Origin of the sequence: Pollutimonas thiosulfatoxidans (assembly GCF_004022565.1) — a bacterium.
GTDB classification, from domain to species: Bacteria; Pseudomonadota; Gammaproteobacteria; order Burkholderiales; family Burkholderiaceae_B; genus Pusillimonas_D; species Pusillimonas_D thiosulfatoxidans.
This window is the reverse complement of sequence record NZ_CP022987.1, coordinates 1,012,968-1,028,168: the sequence shown is the minus strand read 5'-3', so window position 1 is coordinate 1,028,168 and position 15,201 is coordinate 1,012,968. Positions and strand designations below refer to the sequence as shown.

Here is a 15,201-nt window from a genome sequence, read left to right as displayed (position 1 = left end):
CTCCTAGACCTGGATGTTGACGATACGCAGTATGAGTACGATGCCCACGGTTTCCAGCAACGCAATCAGCGCAATGACGGCCCAGCCTGCCGGGGTGCTCCATAAGCTCTGCATCGATTCAGGGTCCAGACGCTGAAGCACCACGGCCAGCAACAACGGCAAGCAAGCCATCACCCACGCCTGTAGGCGCCCCTGTGATGTCAAGGCGTGGACACGTCCCAGCAGGTGTAGCCGCGCGCGCAGCGTTGCGGCGATTCGTTCCAGCGCTTCAGCCAAGCCCCCGCCACTATGAGCCGCGATAGTCAGCGACGACACCACCAGGCTGGTGCCTTCGCTGGGCATGCGTCCATACAGGTCGGCCAGCGCCTGATCGAATGCAACACCCATCCGTTGCTGGCGCAGCATGAAACCGAACTCTTGTGCCAAAGGCGCCGGCGACTGGGCAACAATATGACGCAGCGCAGATTGCAAACCGGAACCGGCCCGCAGGGCACTGGCCAGAGCCATCAGCAAGTCGGGAAGTTGCTCATCGAAACGCTGGCCTCTTCGGCGACGCACGCTGCGCAATACGTACTGTGGCGCCAACAACGCTGCGATCGCTGTTGCGGCCGTCAACAGAATGGCTTCAGTCAGCACGTAGCTGGCAAGTGCAAGCACCATGCATGCCACCAGATTGGCCACCCACAACTGTGCCGGATCCAGAAAAACAAAAAAGTCATTCAGGCGATCAACTGCCTGCGATGTGAGGACCTGCCGATAATGTCGATACCCCTGTCCCGCGTGGCGCAGGACAAACCAGACGATAATCGTTCCAGTCACGGCGGCGAAGGATAAGGCGATCAGGTCCATGGGTGCTTGCGGGCCCGCTGGCTAAGTCTCATTCCGGGTCAATGCCGGATCACAGACCTGGCTTTGCCACTGCCCCTGACCGGGCACGATCTCAGTGCGTTGATCGAACATCGCCAACGGCAGTGTCGCCTGGCCGGTTTCATCCACAAAGCAATCCGGTATGACACCGCAGCCTTCGAAAGCAGTCGTGGGTTTGGCCACATAACGGAAGATCTGCTGGGTCTGAATGCGCCCGCTTTCCATCCCGCTGACCTCCACAATTGACGTAATGACACGACGCCCGCCCTGCAGCCTGGCTTGCTGCACGATGATGTCGATGCTGGCGGCAATATGTTCGCGAACAGCGCTTAATGGAAGATCCATGCCCGCCATCAGTATCATCGTTTCCAGGCGCGATAGCGCATCCCGCGGACTGTTGGCGTGCAGGGTGGTAAGCGAACCTTCGTGGCCGGTGTTCATGGCGGCCAGCATATCGAAAGCCTCGCTCCCGCGGCACTCGCCGATGACAATCCGGTCGGGCCGCATGCGCAGCGCGTTACGCACCAGATCGCGTATCTCGATACGACCCCGCCCCTCCAGATTGGCGGGTCTGGATTCCAGTGCCACCAAATGTTGATGGTCCAGGCGCAGCTCTGCCGCGTCTTCTATGGTGATGATGCGTTCGCCCTCCGGAATACAATTCGAGAGGATATTGAGCAAACTGGTTTTGCCGGACCCGGTGCCGCCTGAAATAATCATGTTCTTGCGATCGCCCACACAAGCAGCAAGAAAATCGCGCATCGCGGTATCCAGTGTACAGACACGCAGCAGATCGTCCATACCGGGACGCCGGCTCGGGAACTTCCGGATGGTAAGGCTTGCGCCGCGCAGCGCCACGGGCGCGATCACCGCGTTCACCCGCGAGCCATCACGCAGGCGGGCATCGACCATCGGAGAGCTTTCATCAATGCGACGTCCCAGGGGAGAAACAATGCGTTCAATTACCCCCACGACCGCCTGATCGCTGCTGAACACGGTCGGATGCCGTCGCAGCAAGCCTTGGGTTTCGACGAAGATTTCGTCGTGCCGGTTGACCATGATCTCGGTCACGGCTTCGTCAGCGAGCAGAGGCTCCAAGGGCCCCAGGCCTACCGCCTCATTCACGACTTCAAGCAGAAGGGACTGGCGGTCTGCAGTTGGGGGCAATTCGTTATCGGCTTCGATGATCAGACCGAGAGCGCGAATGGCCTCCGCTCGCAACGCTTCGTCGCTCATGTTGGCGACATCGCGCCGACGCAAGTCCAACGCCTGCAACAATTCGGCGTGTAGCCGCCGGCGATGCCGCAGCAAGGTGTCGCTTGCGAGCGCATGAGACAACTGCGCATCGGGCTGGCTCTGGATAGTCTCGATGTCGACGAGCGGCATAGGCAGGGGTTGATGTGGTTTTGCATTAGCTGCCGGTGGTGCCGGCACAGCGGCCTCTTCGACCACAGGCTCGGCAGACGGCAAACGCTCCACCAACAGCAGACACGGACCTATGACGATCTGGTCCCCCGTTCGCAAAGGTCCATACTGCGCGATTCGGTGCCCATTGATAAGCGTTCCAGCCAGGCCACCATAGTCTTCGACAAATACACCTCCCGGCCGTTGTTCAATGCGAGCGTGGCGCCGAGCAACCCGCCATGATTTAAGGCAGAGTCCATTCTCGGCGCCGCGACCGATGTCCAGCGGCAAGGCAAAGCAACGGGCGTGGGTCATACCATTCTCGTGGCGAAGTTCGATCTCTAGCATCGCTCAGTCCGTATAGTCATGTTGATTAGTCCCGACGCGAATGTCCGGGAAGGTGGAAGCCTGTGTCGTGTCTGCCTGTACTTGCCACTGAGAGCCGGGACCGTCCCATGGATCCCAGGACTGCCCGGCCACCGGCAGTGCCATGGGCAAGTCGGTATCAGGACGCACCGGCACATTTATGGCCGATTGCCCGGGAAACTGGCGGTTCACGATGCTATCGCCACGCCGTACACGCTCTTGCAGATCAGGATGGTCGGCCGACACCAAAACCGGCGTAACGAAGATGGCAAGTTCGGTTTCGTTGCGCTGAAAGCGACTGGAGCGAAATAGCTGGCCGAGTATCGGGATGTCTCCCAGCCCCGGGACTTTCTCGACATTACGAGTGTCTTCGCGCGACAAGAACCCCGCCAGCACCAGAGTCTGTCCGGAATGCACGTTGAACTCGGTGGCGGCGCGTCGCGTCTTCAATGAGGGCCCGTTGGGTACCGACAAGGAGCTGTCGACCGAACTGACCTCGACCTCGATACGCGAACGTACCGCGCCATTGCGTTCGACCTGCGGAGTAATACGTAAGGAAACGCCATAGGGCTTAAACGCAGTATTGGTGTTTCCATTGGCGTCGACCGTCGAGTATGGGACTTCGCCTCCCGCAAGGAACTCTGCTGTGGCTCCGCTACGCGCCAACAATTGGGGTTGCGCCAGGACGACTGCCGTTCCGCTCTGGGCCATGGCATTAATGCGGGCCGACAGCAAGGCGTTCACACCGAAATACCCGGCAGCCACGGTCGCAGGAAAAGGCAGAGGCACAACCGTCTCGCCGGGTCGATCAGACCAGCGCTTGCTACCGCCATCCCAGCCAATACCCGCGTTGATGCCGCCGCTGGTGCTGGTGCCCCACCGTAAGCCGAGCTCTTGCAACTGCGCGCGAGGCACTTCGATCACCTGGACGTCCAGCAGGACCATTCGGTCCCAACCCACTTGCCCGGTGAAATCGAGCAACTGCGGATATCGCTTGGCCAACTCGGATATCCGTTCCCGATCGCCGTCGGACAGCTCGTCGCCTTCTATGACCAGCTTGTCGCCCGCGATAGATACCCTGGCGTGTGGGATGCGCTCGAGCACGCTACGCAGTTCTTGTTGCGTTTGCCTGGCGCCCTCGGGTGCCACCTGAATCTGGTAATGGCGCCTGCGTCCGTTCTCGGACCATATCTGCAAGGTGGTGGAGCCTTCGTTGCGGGCAAAGACAATGACCTCCTTGTCTTCGGTGGTAACCGCATTCACTACGTGACCATCACCGACTGCCACACGCGCTACATTGGGCACTGCAAGTACCTTGACTTCACCAACCTGCAGATCCAACAGACTATCTGGGCGGGCGACCAGGGAACCGGGCACTGCCAGAGCCGCCAGAAGCAGGAGTCCATGAACTGTGCGCGGCGTCATCATCGTTCTAATGAGAGGAGTGCCCGTCGGTCGGCTCAGGCAACAGAGTGTTGTCACCGGCCAAGGCCTCGGCCTGCGCGCCCGCATATAGCCAGGCGCTGACCAACTCCTGGACATTGGGGAGATCGAAAACACCACTGCGTTGCGATGTTCCAGGAGCTTGCGCGCCGATACGTGCTACCCGCCGCACTGTCTTGTTACCGTAAAGAACCTGCGCACTATCATTGCGAGGCGGCGGCGGCCGGTTAACGCCCAGCAGACTGGCCAGGTCGCCCCGCACAGCTTTCTGTGTCGCCGCGCCGTCATGAGGGGGACGCAGCACAGCGGTGATTGTTCCGCCTTGGCGCGCCGCAACCAGCTTGACGGCATCCTCCGGCGCCGCGTCGAGCGTGACGGCGGCATACGAATGTCGCTCGCCCTCCGCAAGCGAGCCCGCGAACTGAGTATTGGCGCCTGTGGCAAGCACCAGTACACCTTGCAGCAATGGCGCGGTGATGCGCCGACGCTGATATTCGAACGACACGTAAAGATCGATAAGGTCGCCCGGCTGGAGCAAGCCGGATACTGAGTTGATGGCGTCCACCGGCATCGTAATCGCCCTGCGCCCGGACGCCAGATGGCTGGAAAAGGCGGCTTGCTTCTGCGTGGCCATATGCACCGGAAGAACAACATCGCCAGCGCGCAAAGGGGCTCGAAGCACGGCGCCGGTAAGCTCGGTGTATCGCTCGGGCGGCAAACTGTCGCTGGAGACGACGGTACTGGGGAAGGAACGAAGCATGAGATGCTCGTCAGTCAGCCTGGTACCTGCGGGCAGGTCGTGAGCAGCGACAATGCGCTGGCTGGTGGGCACACGAGCCTGGGCCTCCAATAATTGAACCTTGCCATTGATGTGCTGGCGCGCCGCCCAAGCCGCCAGCAGACCGGCAACTATGGCAAGCAGCAACATCACTATCGATCTATTCGGTACGGCAACTCGCATGGCAGGCCCTATTGCTGTTGATAAACATAAAGCATGCTGGCCTCGCCATGGGTCGCCGCCCCAAGTACCAGTTGCTTTCCGCGCCGATGCCAGGCGTTGTGGCCTGAGGCACTGGCCAGCAATGGATCGATAACCCAGCCGTCCGTTCGCAAGCGCTCGCTTACGTACGCGCTGACTGCGTCGGCCGGCATAGGTATGCTGAAGATATGCTGCAACACATTGCCGGCCACATCGGCGTCGTGGTAGCTGAAACGGGTGGCAGCGCCAGATGGCAACCATTCATAGGGCACGGTAGGGGCGTGGCCATGGGCCGACTTTGCATCCCGGCCCAGCGGTAAGGCGGATACCCGTCCTGTGGTGCCCGCAGCATGGGCGTGAATCTCGGCCAGCCAATGCTGCCCTGCTCCCAGGCCTGAGAGAATAATCGCGCCGCGCGTAGTCAACACACGCTGAAAAACTGTCGCATGATCGCTTAATGCACGCACCACCGTCAGAGGCGACTCGGACGAGCTGAACTGTGCATACTGCAGGCGCACGCCTGAAAGCCGGATAGTCTGCACCGCCTGCCACGATGCGCCCGGAACAGCAAAGCGGCCTATCTGTTGTTGCAGGCTTTCCTGAAGGGCCGCATTAGCCGGGGTAGGCCACAGAGCCCACATCAGGAAAATTTGTGCAGTTGCGTATATCGCCTGACGCCTGCGCAACCATCCGGGATTTCTAATCATCACTTCCCCCCGCTCTTGACAGATGACGTCCGGGAACCCGGCCCGCCCAAGGCAGCAGCCAGTCGAAATCGGGCGTGGGCCGATCCCAGCCATCGTCCACGTCATTCATGATGCCGGCCACCATGCGTCCGGCTGATTTCGAAGCATTAGCCGCACCACTCCAAGCCAACCCAGACTGGCGCAAGATGCGCTGGACGCTAGTGTCGGCAGGGGCGTGACCGGCTCCGATCAATATGCTGGTATGGCGCGCCAGAACGGGAAGGCTTATGTCGAGGATGCGCAGCCCCAGAATGCCGTCGGGACGATTGTGGCTAAGGGCCGATGTTGGCCGGCTAACGACGCGCGCTGTGATCAGGCCGGTGTCGTGCAACGCCCAGTCGCTGCGCAACTGTGTTGCGACCGATCCGGACCCGCCAGGTTGCGCCAGCAAGGATAGGACTGGGCCACGATCGAGACTGATCAGGACATCGTCCGGCGTGGCGGCAAGCAAGCGGCTACCCGCGCGATCAGCCCATTGATGAGCCGGACGATCAAAGAAGCCCTCCCGGAGTCGGTCTGGAAGGCCCGCAGTATCCTGGCGAGCTGCCGCAAATGCAGCCCGGCCACTGGCATGCTGCGTGGTGAGGGCGATGTCTTGCAGTCGGCCCAACCAGGCGACGCCTGCCCATATAGAACCAAGCACCAGCAACGCCACCATGCCTTCAAGCAGGGACTGTCCGTCCTGCGTGCGCACATATGATGGGCGCCTCATGGCCGCACCTGAGCATCGATAGCCTGGCTGGCGTGCGTCGCAAGGCGCGATTGCCAGTAGGGATGAAACAGATTTGGCGCTTCATGGAGGTGGTCATCGCGCTTCGTCGGACGGGAAAAGAAGGTTTCCGCGGCGCTTTGTGTGGTGACAGTAAGTCCTTGCGGACCCGGATGGCGCAAAGTGAGGCCGAAGCCGACAGCAGCAGCTGCGTTGCTGGCAACGTCGAAGTAGGCGGGCAACCCACCGCCCTGCCAGCGCTGTCGCGATGCGGACGCGCGGGAGTTTGCCAAGGGGTTGGCGTCGCCCGTGGCAATGTCCCAGTCCGTTGCCTCTTGTACCCAGCGCCAGAAATCCTGTGCAGAGAAATCGTCGGGCGGATCATCAACATGGGGTGCGCCTATGGTTTGTGATGTTGCGCTTGGGATCCACCCCCAACCCATGGCGTATTCACGGTAATAGCACCCTATCCAGCGATTGGATCGCAGCGCATGAAACGACAGGGTGTCGGTGGATTGCCAGCGCCCTTGCCCATCCAGTTGCGTGTCGCCACGGCGGCGCAACTGGTGCCGCAGACCGGGGCAACGGGCATCGACCACCCAGGGGTTGCGTTCTGTAGCGTTGCGCTCCGCCAGGAAGCCATACAAACCGGCGACCTCTTGAACCACGCCTCGCAAGTGGCCATGCCCGGAATAAGACCGCAGGTAGCCAGGCCACGAATCGTAATCGACAGCCAGGTCAAACCCTGCCGGGCCGGTAGTGCTTTGGAAATTAGCGGATAGTACGGCGTGGATGGCTGCCTGTCGCGCGGCCGGCACGCTGTTAACGATATCGTTCTGGACCACGCTTAGCACATCGCGCAACACGCTATCGTGCGCGGCGTAGGCCTGCGCGAGTTGGCCGTGGGAGGCGGCCGACATTGTCTCCAGGCCCGCTGCCCTGCTGGCTGCCAGATACGCTGCGCCGTGCTCCGGGCCGAAGAACATGCCAATGAGGTGCGCCGGCGGATTGGCCGAGCCCAATTGGCGCGCCTGCGTGCCGCCCAATGCTGCCCACGAACCGAGAGTGACCAGATGAGCCATGGCCAACTGGTGGCCCACATGGGCACGGTTGACGTACGCCAGCATGTTAAGCGCACGGGCCTGGATCAATGCACCGCTGTAGGCCGCCGCGTCCAATGCGTGCAAGTGCTTCGCCTTGGCACCAACCACCTGACCGACCCCAAAGTAGCGTAAGAAGACGATCAGCGCTGCACCCGCCAGCACCATGCCCAGCACAAGTGCCTGGCCTTGCTGACCAGCGTGGCCACCGGCTGGAAGTGCCAAGCCAGTCATTGCCCGCCGCCCGCGTTGCCGGTAAAGGACTTCAGGGTCTTGGCGGCAGTCTGGGCGGCAGCGGCCTCAGCCGCAGTTTGCGCCATGCGCGATTCTTCAGAGCCATCTTCTCCGGCCAGTTCCTTGGCCATGGCGGCCGTTTGCGAGCGCACCACCTGCCCGAACATTTGGTACACGGCGATGGCCGATACCGCCACCAGGGCCACGACAATGATGTACTCGGTCATGCCCTGGCCGCGTTGCGTGGGGCGTCGCTTTTGCACGGTGCTCTCCTGGCTGGTGATCAGGAGTCCAGTGTGCCGGCGCACGGCGTGACTGCCAATCCGAATATACCGACTTGGGCAAAGACAGCTATCCCCCACGCGGCTCGCCGAATCCGGCATGACGCATGCTGACAACGCCAAACCACATTCCCCCCACTACATCGCGATCAAGGAGGCGTTATGGACACCGCGGCGCACGGCTTGGCCAAGGAAGACGTAAGAAAATACCTGCAACGTATCTGCGAAGAAGCAGGCGACATGATGCGCGCCTACGATCCGCAATTGCTATTGGAATGGACGGATACCAATCTGGCTGCCGGGGCGGCCTTTCAAGTGGACTTGCGCATCCAGAAGGACGGCGTGCATACCGGCAGTGTAGCCATGACGCTGGAGAAGGAAGACATCCTGCAACTGGGCGGCATATTCGGCACGCTAGCCGGCAAGGGCACCATTGCGGATTACTCGTTGGATGTAACGATCAAGGACGTCGTCTCGCATGGCAGCGAGGCGACGACGGTGAAGGTGACTTGGCACGAGCACATTGTGTATCAGGCACCTAGCGCGCCCGAAGACGATGCAGCGAACCACATCGTCGCCGACATCGAGGCCGATTGCTGCCACTTGCTGTTGCGCGAAGATGGCCGCCTGGCCATCGGCCTGACGCTATGTTCAGGTGATGCGCGGCTGTCGATGGCCGGTTAAGCCATCAGCCGCCGCGCATCCTGCGCCTTTAGGCCTCGCCCATGCCGGCGGCAGGTTCGACCGCCTGACCAGCGCGTACCTTTTCTTCGATGCGGCGGCCGACATCCGCATCGATGCTCTTCCAGTAATCGAAGGCACGTTCCAGCACCGGGCTGCGCACACCGCCCAGCAAGCTGCCAGCCACCTGCTCGATCAGGGCGTCTCTTTGGCTGTCGTTGAAAACCTCCCGCACCAGGGTGCCGGGCTGGCTGAAGTCGTCGTCGTCCGCACGGAGGGTGTAGGCATCGCGCACCATGTCGCCGTCCATTTCCCAGCCGTCCTCGGCCTTGCCAGTGGTGTCTGCCCACGACCTTCCAGCGCTGTTGGGCGCATAAACCGGCGCATTCCCACTATGTTGATACGCCATCTGACCATCGAACATATAGGTGTTGACAGGCACCTTGGGCTGATTGACCGGCAGTTGATGGAAGTTGGTGCCAATGCGATTGCGCTGCGCATCGTTGTAGGCGAAGGCACGGCCCAGCAGCATTTTGTCTGGTGACAACCCGATGCCCGGCACGGTGTTGCCCGGCGAGAACGCCGCCTGCTCGATCTGGGCAAAGAAGTTCTCGGGGTTGCGGTTCAGCGTCATCGTGCCGACCTGAATCAGTGGGTAGTCCTTGTGGGGCCAGACTTTAGTGAGGTCGAAAGGATTGATGCGGTAATTGGCCGCCTCGGCATAGGGCATGACCTGTACGGACAGTATCCAGCGCGGGTGTTCGCCGCGTGCAATCGCATTGAACAGGTCGCGGCGATGGAAATCGGCGTCGGCCCCGGCCATGCCGGCCGCTTCCTGGTTGGTGAAGAACTCCATGCCCTGCTGGGTATGGAAGTGATACTTGACCCAGAACTTCTCGCCCGCGGCATTCGCCCACATATAGGTGTGTGATCCATAGCCGTTCATGTGGCGCCAGGTGCGTGGCAGGCCGCGCTCCCCCATCAGGTAAGCGACCTGGTGGGCGGATTCGGGGTTGTTGGTCCAGAAATCCCATTGCATGTGGTTGTCGCGCAGGCCCGAGTCCGGCAGGCGCTTCTGGCTGCGGATGAAATGGGGGAACTTCATGGGGTCGCGCACAAAGAAAATGGGCGTGTTGTTGCCGACCAGGTCGTAGTTGCCTTCGTCGGTATAAAACTTCAGTGAGAAACCGCGCACGTCGCGCCAGGTGTCCGGGCTGCCGGCTTCGCCAGCCACGGTAGAAAACCGCGCCAGCATCTCGGTTTGCGCACCCTTCTGAAACAGCGCGGCCTTGGTATAGGCGGACACATCTTCGGTGGTTTCAAAAACGCCAAAGGCGCCAGCCCCCTTGGCATGCGGTTGACGCTCGGGGACTTTTTCGCGGTTGAAGTGCGCCATCTGCTCCAGAAAGTGCACATCGTGAAGAAGAATCGGGCCATTGGCGCCTATGGTTAGCGAGTTGCGGTCGCTCGGAGCGGGAGCGCCGGCGCCGGTGGTGGAATCTGTGGTCGGCTTCTTGCCTGTGTCATTCATAAATTAGCTCCTGTGTTGTGCCTTGACCCTCCCACTATAAGCCAAATGGATGACTCTTAAGGTATCGTTGAAAACATGCTTTACTTGGCGCTCGCTCACCTGGTGTTGTTGATACACGCCGCTTTTGTGACCTTTGTCGCCTTTGGGGGCTTGCTGGCCCTGTGGCGGCCACGAATGGCGTACTTGCACCTGCCCGCCCTGGCCTGGGGTGCGACTGTGGTCGCAATGGGCTGGATATGCCCTCTTACTCCGTTGGAAAACTGGCTGCGGATGATGGCCGGCAAGGAACAGTACGAGGGAGGCTTTATCGAGCACTATTTAACAATGCTTGTGTATCCGCCCGGCCTGACCCGAGATACCCAAATACTCTTGGCGATACTGCTGGTCGTGGCCAATGTCGCCATCTACGCAGTCTGGTATGGCCGTCGGCGGCGCGCCAAAGGCCAAACTTCATGAAGGCGCGCCCACTGCTGCAACACGATACTGAAGTCAAAGCGACTGTATATGCTGCGCCATGCGTTCGCGCATGGCGGCATCGGGCAATTCGCCAAAGGCTGCGCCCATGTTGTCGATCACATTCTTGACACGACTGGTGGCAGGGGTTGCACAGGTGACGGCCGGGTGGGACACCACAAACTTCAGAAAGAATTGCCCCCACGAACGGATGCCCAGCTCCGTCGCCCAGGCTGGGACTTCATGCCCTTTAACCAGCGACCATAAGCGGGTGCGGCCAAATGGCACGTAGGCCAGCACAGCGATCCCGCGGTCGATTGCCAAGGGGAATATGCGCTCTTCCATGACACGGTTATCAATGGCGTAGTCCACGCCGATGAAATCCAGCCGCTCTGTGCGCATGACTTGTTCGAGTTGCTCGTACTGGCGCGGAAAGGTCGTCGTAACGCCCATATAACGAATGCGCTTCTCGTCGCGCAAGGCTTTCAGTAGCGGTAGCTGGGTGGGGAGGTCGCCCAGGTTGTGTACCTGGATCAGGTCAATAACGGGCTTATCAACGGCCTTGAACGACGCCTCGATCTGGGCCCGGGCCTGCTCGACGTCGGCTTTACCGCCACCGTAGCCGGCAACGTTCAGCTTAGTCGCCCAGAACACCTTGTCGCTGATGCCCAATTCGCGCACGATTCTTCCGGCAACCACTTCCGAGGCGCCATAACTGGGCGCCGTGTCGAAGACGGCTCCGCCCTCTTGCACAAAAGCCTGAAGCACCTGCTTCAAGGCGTCGACGTCATGCGCGCTGGCGGCGCTGGAGAACGTGGCGGCGCTGCCCAGGCCTATGACGGGAAGCCGCTCACCGGAAGATGGGATGGGACGGGTGATGAGACCCTGCTTCTTCTCATTTGCCCACAGATGGTTGGGGGCAAGTACGGAACCGGCACCGACTGCCATGCAAAGCGCCAAGTAGTCTCGACGGGAGATCATGGGCGACGTCCTTTATCGAAGTGTGCAGACTTCCAGACTACCGTAACTCGCTCGTCCTGAAAAGAAGCAAAAAAATCCCGGAGGCGGTGGAACCGCCCCCGGGGATGGTGTGGGTCGTTGCTTATGAACGCAGTGGAATGCGCTTGACCCGGGACTGCGCAGACGGGTCCTTGGGCAGAACGATGTCCAGCACGCCGTTCTTGAAGTCGGCTTCGACCTTGTCCTGGTCGATGTCGTAACCCAAGCGAATACGACGCTCGAACCGGCCGTAGAAACGCTCTGAAAACTGCTTGGCCGTGTCTTGTTTCTCGGCACGCTTCTCGCCGCGCAGGGTCAGGACATCGTCCTCCAGCAAGAGTTCGATGTCGTTCTCTTGCAGGCCCGGAAGCTCAGCCGTAACGCGTACCGCATGCTCTTCGTCGGATACTTCCACGCTAGGCCAGCCGCTACTGAAGGCGCTGCTCGTGGCTCCGTTGGAAAAGCCCATATCGAAGCCCTTGAACATGTCGTCAAATAGCCGGTCTACGTCGCGCCGCAACGAGAAAAACGGATGCTCGATGCCGCTTGACGAAGCGGGGGCCGCACTGCGTCGACCCATGGGGATGAGATCACGAATACTCATGAAAACCTCCTAGTCAACAGATTTGAACAATATGCGCCAGCGCTGAAGCCTTGCCGGCGCCTATTGTTCATCTGGGGTCGATATCCTGAGATTTCAAGGGCTTAGCGGCCAGCGCTTGACCTTCCGCTACCGTAGCGCCGACAGCGCCACGGGTGTCACGTGCGAAACGGCCAAACACTTGGCACGACAGTTGGGAGTCGACGAAACCCAGGCAATCCACATGGCGCTACACGCTCTCGCTGTCAAAGTTCTTCCCCAATACGAGGCCAACAACGGCCCGCTAACTGATACCCAATTAAGGCAGATCAAAGAACGTGTGCCACAAGGACGCAAGCGCTCAGTACAGTCCAGCCTGCTAGGCGCAAACCCCGCATGATGTCGGCGCAAACCAAGCTTCAACGGTCAGCCGCCGAGTTGCGCTTCCTTGTGGCGACCTAAGGCCGTTAGTATCTTAAACGCCGCCGCCACGCGCTCCGCTACCGGGTAATTCTTGTTGGCAAGAATGACGACGCCTATCTGTTCCGCTGGCACAAACGCCACATACCCACCGAAGCCGTTGGTCGAGCCACTTTTGTTGATCAGAACATTCGTCCGTGGCGGCGCCGGCGGGGTCAGCTTCCTTGCCTTGTTGGGCTCGAGGACAACTTTGGCGGAATTACCTTCCAGCACCGACCCTAGATCGGTTGGATAAGCATAGGTTTCCCATCCAAGCGCCTGCACCATGTCCCCGACTTGATAGTAGCCAGTGTGCGTGGCGCTGATGGCACGGCTTAAGGTTGGATCCAGCCCCGAGCCGTCCATGTTCAATTCAACAAACCTCAGCAAATCGGCGGCCGACGTTTTTACGCCATAAGCTTCGGCATCCCAGACGCCCGGATTCACCCGCAGGGGCTGCCCATCCTCGGCATAACCGTAGGCGTAGTCGTTCATCCGCTCCGACGGCACGTGAATATAAGTATTGCGCAGCCCCATCATGGGAAGCAGCTTCTTCTCCATCAACACATCGAAGCTTGCGTGCATGCTTAGTGCTGCCAGATGGCCAAACAGCCCTATGCTGGGATTTGAGTACTGTCGGTGGGTGCCGGGGGCATACTGGGGACGCCAACCCTTGTAATAGTCCAGTACAGTGTCTGCGGTGATCTCATCGGGAACCTGCAAGGGCAAGCCGCCCGCGGTATAGGTGCCCAGATCCAGCAGGCTGATGCGATCGAAGCTGCTGCCTTCAAGGGCAGGCAGGTATTTGCTGGCATTGTCGGCCAGGGTGAGCGCACCGATCTCCTGCGCATACGAAGCCAATGTGGCGGTAAAGGTCTTGCTGATCGACCCGATCTCGAAAAGAGTGCGCTCGGTAAGCTCGCGATTATCTTCGCGGGACGCAAGCCCATAGTTGAAGAAGTACTGGTCCCCACGAACCGTCACTGCGATGGCCATGCCGAGGATGCCGTGTGCAGCCATCATGGGGCGGACCGTCTCGTCGACCACCTGATGCAAGCTGGCAGGTGCATCCGTGGGTCCGGATTGAGCCCCGGCCTGGGCTACGCACAAGGCGGCTGCCAACGCCGCACATTTACAGATAAGCGTGCTTTTCATTCTTACTGAACCAGTTGGTTGATCTCAATGATAGGCATCATGACCGCCAGCACAATCACCAGCACAATGCCGCCCATGATCAAGGTCATCAAGGGCTCGAGTATGGCGGTCATGGTCATGGCACGCCTTTCCAGCTCCATCGAGAGCACCTTGGCGGCGCGGTCCAGCATGGCGGGCAACTCGCCAGTGCGCTCACCGCTATCCACCAAATGGGTCAATAGCGGTGGGAAAACCTTCTGCGCTTGCAGGGCCTGGGCCAAGGGGCTGCCCTCTCGTACACGACCGGTGGCCTCGTCCACAGCTGCTTGCAGCTTGTGGTTCTTCAGTGTGCGCCGCGCAGCATGCAGTGCAGTCAGCAAGGGCACATTGCTACCCGTCAAAATGGCCAGTGTGGCAGAAAAGCGCGCCACATCCACACCCATCGCGTAACGGCCCAGCACGGGCAGGCGCAACACACGGGCATGCCAGGCCAGACGGGCCGATGGATTACGCAAGTACAAGCGCCACAATCCGAACAGTACTGCCAGGCCGGTGACCGAGACCAGACCCCAGTTGCGGGCGAAGTGGCTGGCTGACAGCATCATGCGCGTCAGCAAGGGCAAGGTTTGCTGCGCCTGAGAAAATGCGCCGACCACCTGAGGCACCACGTAAGTAAGCAGAAAGATGACGATGGCGATGGAAACCACGGTGACAATAGCGGGGTAGATAAAGGCGGTCAGCACCTTGTTGCGCAGCGCTCCGCGCGTCTCGATGTAGTCGGCCAGCCGCTCCAGTACTTGGGCGAGGTTGCCCGACTGCTCTCCGGCATCGACCAGCGCCTGATAAATCGCGGGGAAGTCCTTGGGATGGGCTGCCAGTGCATCGCCGAGCCGATGGCCGGCCCGCACGTCATCACGGACTGCGGCCAAGGTTCGAGCAACGTGCCGCCGTTCGGCTTGTTCCAGCGTGGCGCGCAGGGCCGCCTCGAGCGGCAGCCTGGCAGCCAACAAGCTGGCCAACTGGCGGGTCAGCCACCCCAGGTCGGCATCGCTGATCTTCGCCGCAGCCGACCAGCCCTTCCCTGCCCGCTTGCGCGTCTCGCGCAGCGCCAATGGCAGCAGCCCGCGGGCGCGCAGTGTGTGGCGGGCACTGCGTTCGCTATCGGCATCTATCGTGCCCCGGTCGGTTCTACCTGAGGCATCAACGGCTTCGTACTGGTATGAGGGCATGGTGTC

Annotated in this window: 15 protein-coding genes; 2 read left to right on the top strand and 13 right to left on the bottom strand. The window is 60.6% G+C overall.

Annotation, left to right across the window (positions count from 1 at the left end; genetic code table 11):
- Window positions 1–3: 3 nt before the first annotated feature.
- Genes CKA81_RS04955 through CKA81_RS04920 form a run of 8 tightly spaced genes read right to left on the bottom strand, consistent with a single transcriptional unit; the run spans window position 4 to window position 8,075 of the window.
- Window positions 4–849 (bottom strand): type II secretion system F family protein, encoded by an 846-nt coding sequence (locus CKA81_RS04955; protein WP_128354300.1) that lies wholly within the window; start codon window positions 847–849, stop codon window positions 4–6.
- Between the two features lie 21 nt (window positions 850–870).
- Window positions 871–2,619 (bottom strand): ATPase, T2SS/T4P/T4SS family, encoded by a 1,749-nt coding sequence (locus CKA81_RS04950; RefSeq protein ID WP_128354299.1) that lies wholly within the window; start codon window positions 2,617–2,619, stop codon window positions 871–873.
- Between the two features lie 3 nt (window positions 2,620–2,622).
- Entirely contained in the window at window positions 2,623–4,014 is a 1,392-nt protein-coding gene (locus CKA81_RS04945; RefSeq protein WP_228255795.1) for a type II and III secretion system protein family protein, read from the bottom strand.
- A gap of 55 nt (window positions 4,015–4,069) precedes the next feature.
- Window positions 4,070–5,041 (bottom strand): Flp pilus assembly protein CpaB, encoded by a 972-nt coding sequence (gene cpaB, locus CKA81_RS04940; RefSeq protein ID WP_128354298.1) that lies wholly within the window; start codon window positions 5,039–5,041, stop codon window positions 4,070–4,072.
- 8 nt (window positions 5,042–5,049) lie between these two features.
- Window positions 5,050–5,766, bottom strand: coding sequence for a hypothetical protein (locus tag CKA81_RS04935; RefSeq protein ID WP_128354297.1), 717 nt, complete (start codon window positions 5,764–5,766; stop codon window positions 5,050–5,052).
- Window positions 5,759–6,517, bottom strand: coding sequence for a hypothetical protein (locus CKA81_RS04930; protein ID WP_128354296.1), 759 nt, complete (start codon window positions 6,515–6,517; stop codon window positions 5,759–5,761). Before CKA81_RS04930 ends, CKA81_RS04935 begins: the two co-directional genes overlap by 8 nt.
- The gene (locus tag CKA81_RS04925) at window positions 6,514–7,848 is read right to left on the bottom strand and encodes a hypothetical protein (protein WP_128354295.1); all 1,335 of its coding nucleotides are present in this window, start codon (window positions 7,846–7,848) and stop codon (window positions 6,514–6,516) included. The genes CKA81_RS04930 and CKA81_RS04925 overlap by 4 nt, the downstream gene beginning before the upstream one ends.
- Window positions 7,845–8,075 (bottom strand): hypothetical protein, encoded by a 231-nt coding sequence (locus CKA81_RS04920; protein ID WP_128356575.1) that lies wholly within the window; start codon window positions 8,073–8,075, stop codon window positions 7,845–7,847. Before CKA81_RS04920 ends, CKA81_RS04925 begins: the two co-directional genes overlap by 4 nt.
- A 216-nt stretch (window positions 8,076–8,291) precedes the next feature.
- On the opposite strand from CKA81_RS04920, the gene CKA81_RS04915 reads away from it, so the two are divergent.
- Complete coding sequence (locus CKA81_RS04915; protein WP_128354294.1) at window positions 8,292–8,813, top strand: hypothetical protein; 522 nt, start codon at window positions 8,292–8,294, stop codon at window positions 8,811–8,813.
- A gap of 28 nt (window positions 8,814–8,841) precedes the next feature.
- On the opposite strand, the gene CKA81_RS04910 is transcribed toward CKA81_RS04915, so the two are convergent.
- A complete protein-coding gene (locus tag CKA81_RS04910; protein WP_128354293.1) occupies window positions 8,842–10,341 on the bottom strand; it encodes a catalase in 1,500 nt (499 codons plus the stop codon).
- 75 nt (window positions 10,342–10,416) lie between these two features.
- On the opposite strand from CKA81_RS04910, the gene CKA81_RS04905 reads away from it, so the two are divergent.
- Window positions 10,417–10,797, top strand: a complete 381-nt coding sequence (locus tag CKA81_RS04905) for a DUF2784 domain-containing protein (protein ID WP_128354292.1) — start codon at window positions 10,417–10,419, stop codon at window positions 10,795–10,797.
- Between the two features lie 33 nt (window positions 10,798–10,830).
- Here CKA81_RS04905 and CKA81_RS04900 read toward each other — a convergent pair whose 3' ends face one another.
- From CKA81_RS04900 to gspF, 4 genes are all read right to left on the bottom strand, one after another.
- Entirely contained in the window at window positions 10,831–11,775 is a 945-nt protein-coding gene (locus CKA81_RS04900; RefSeq protein WP_128354291.1) for an aldo/keto reductase, read from the bottom strand.
- 121 nt (window positions 11,776–11,896) lie between these two features.
- Complete coding sequence (locus CKA81_RS04895) at window positions 11,897–12,397, bottom strand: Hsp20/alpha crystallin family protein (RefSeq protein WP_128354290.1); 501 nt, start codon at window positions 12,395–12,397, stop codon at window positions 11,897–11,899.
- A 402-nt stretch (window positions 12,398–12,799) separates the two neighbouring features.
- Window positions 12,800–13,987, bottom strand: a complete 1,188-nt coding sequence (ampC, locus tag CKA81_RS04885) for a class C beta-lactamase (RefSeq protein WP_128354289.1) — start codon at window positions 13,985–13,987, stop codon at window positions 12,800–12,802.
- 2 nt (window positions 13,988–13,989) lie between these two features.
- Complete coding sequence (gene gspF / locus CKA81_RS04880; RefSeq protein ID WP_128354288.1) at window positions 13,990–15,195, bottom strand: type II secretion system inner membrane protein GspF; 1,206 nt, start codon at window positions 15,193–15,195, stop codon at window positions 13,990–13,992.
- Window positions 15,196–15,201: the final 6 nt, after the last annotated feature.

Bases quoted from the DNA above. Each gene is read 5' to 3' on its own strand.
- CKA81_RS04895 (WP_128354290.1), bottom strand. From the start codon at position 12,397: ATGAGTATTCGTGATCTCATCCCCATGGGTCGACGCAGTGCGGCCCCC.
- CKA81_RS04930 (WP_128354296.1), bottom strand. From the start codon at position 6,517: ATGAGGCGCCCATCATATGTGCGCACGCAGGACGGACAGTCCCTGCTT.
- CKA81_RS04935 (WP_128354297.1), bottom strand. From the start codon at position 5,766: ATGATTAGAAATCCCGGATGGTTGCGCAGGCGTCAGGCGATATACGCA.
- gspF (WP_128354288.1), bottom strand. From the start codon at position 15,195: ATGCCCTCATACCAGTACGAAGCCGTTGATGCCTCAGGTAGAACCGAC.
- CKA81_RS04900 (WP_128354291.1), bottom strand. From the start codon at position 11,775: ATGATCTCCCGTCGAGACTACTTGGCGCTTTGCATGGCAGTCGGTGCC.
- CKA81_RS04910 (WP_128354293.1), bottom strand. From the start codon at position 10,341: ATGAATGACACAGGCAAGAAGCCGACCACAGATTCCACCACCGGCGCC.
- CKA81_RS04915 (WP_128354294.1), top strand. From the start codon at position 8,292: ATGGACACCGCGGCGCACGGCTTGGCCAAGGAAGACGTAAGAAAATAC.
- cpaB (WP_128354298.1), bottom strand. From the start codon at position 5,041: ATGCGAGTTGCCGTACCGAATAGATCGATAGTGATGTTGCTGCTTGCC.
- CKA81_RS04905 (WP_128354292.1), top strand. From the start codon at position 10,417: ATGCTTTACTTGGCGCTCGCTCACCTGGTGTTGTTGATACACGCCGCT.
- ampC (WP_128354289.1), bottom strand. From the start codon at position 13,987: ATGAAAAGCACGCTTATCTGTAAATGTGCGGCGTTGGCAGCCGCCTTG.
- CKA81_RS04920 (WP_128356575.1), bottom strand. From the start codon at position 8,075: ATGACCGAGTACATCATTGTCGTGGCCCTGGTGGCGGTATCGGCCATC.
- CKA81_RS04925 (WP_128354295.1), bottom strand. From the start codon at position 7,848: ATGACTGGCTTGGCACTTCCAGCCGGTGGCCACGCTGGTCAGCAAGGC.
- CKA81_RS04955 (WP_128354300.1), bottom strand. From the start codon at position 849: ATGGACCTGATCGCCTTATCCTTCGCCGCCGTGACTGGAACGATTATC.
- CKA81_RS04950 (WP_128354299.1), bottom strand. From the start codon at position 2,619: ATGCTAGAGATCGAACTTCGCCACGAGAATGGTATGACCCACGCCCGT.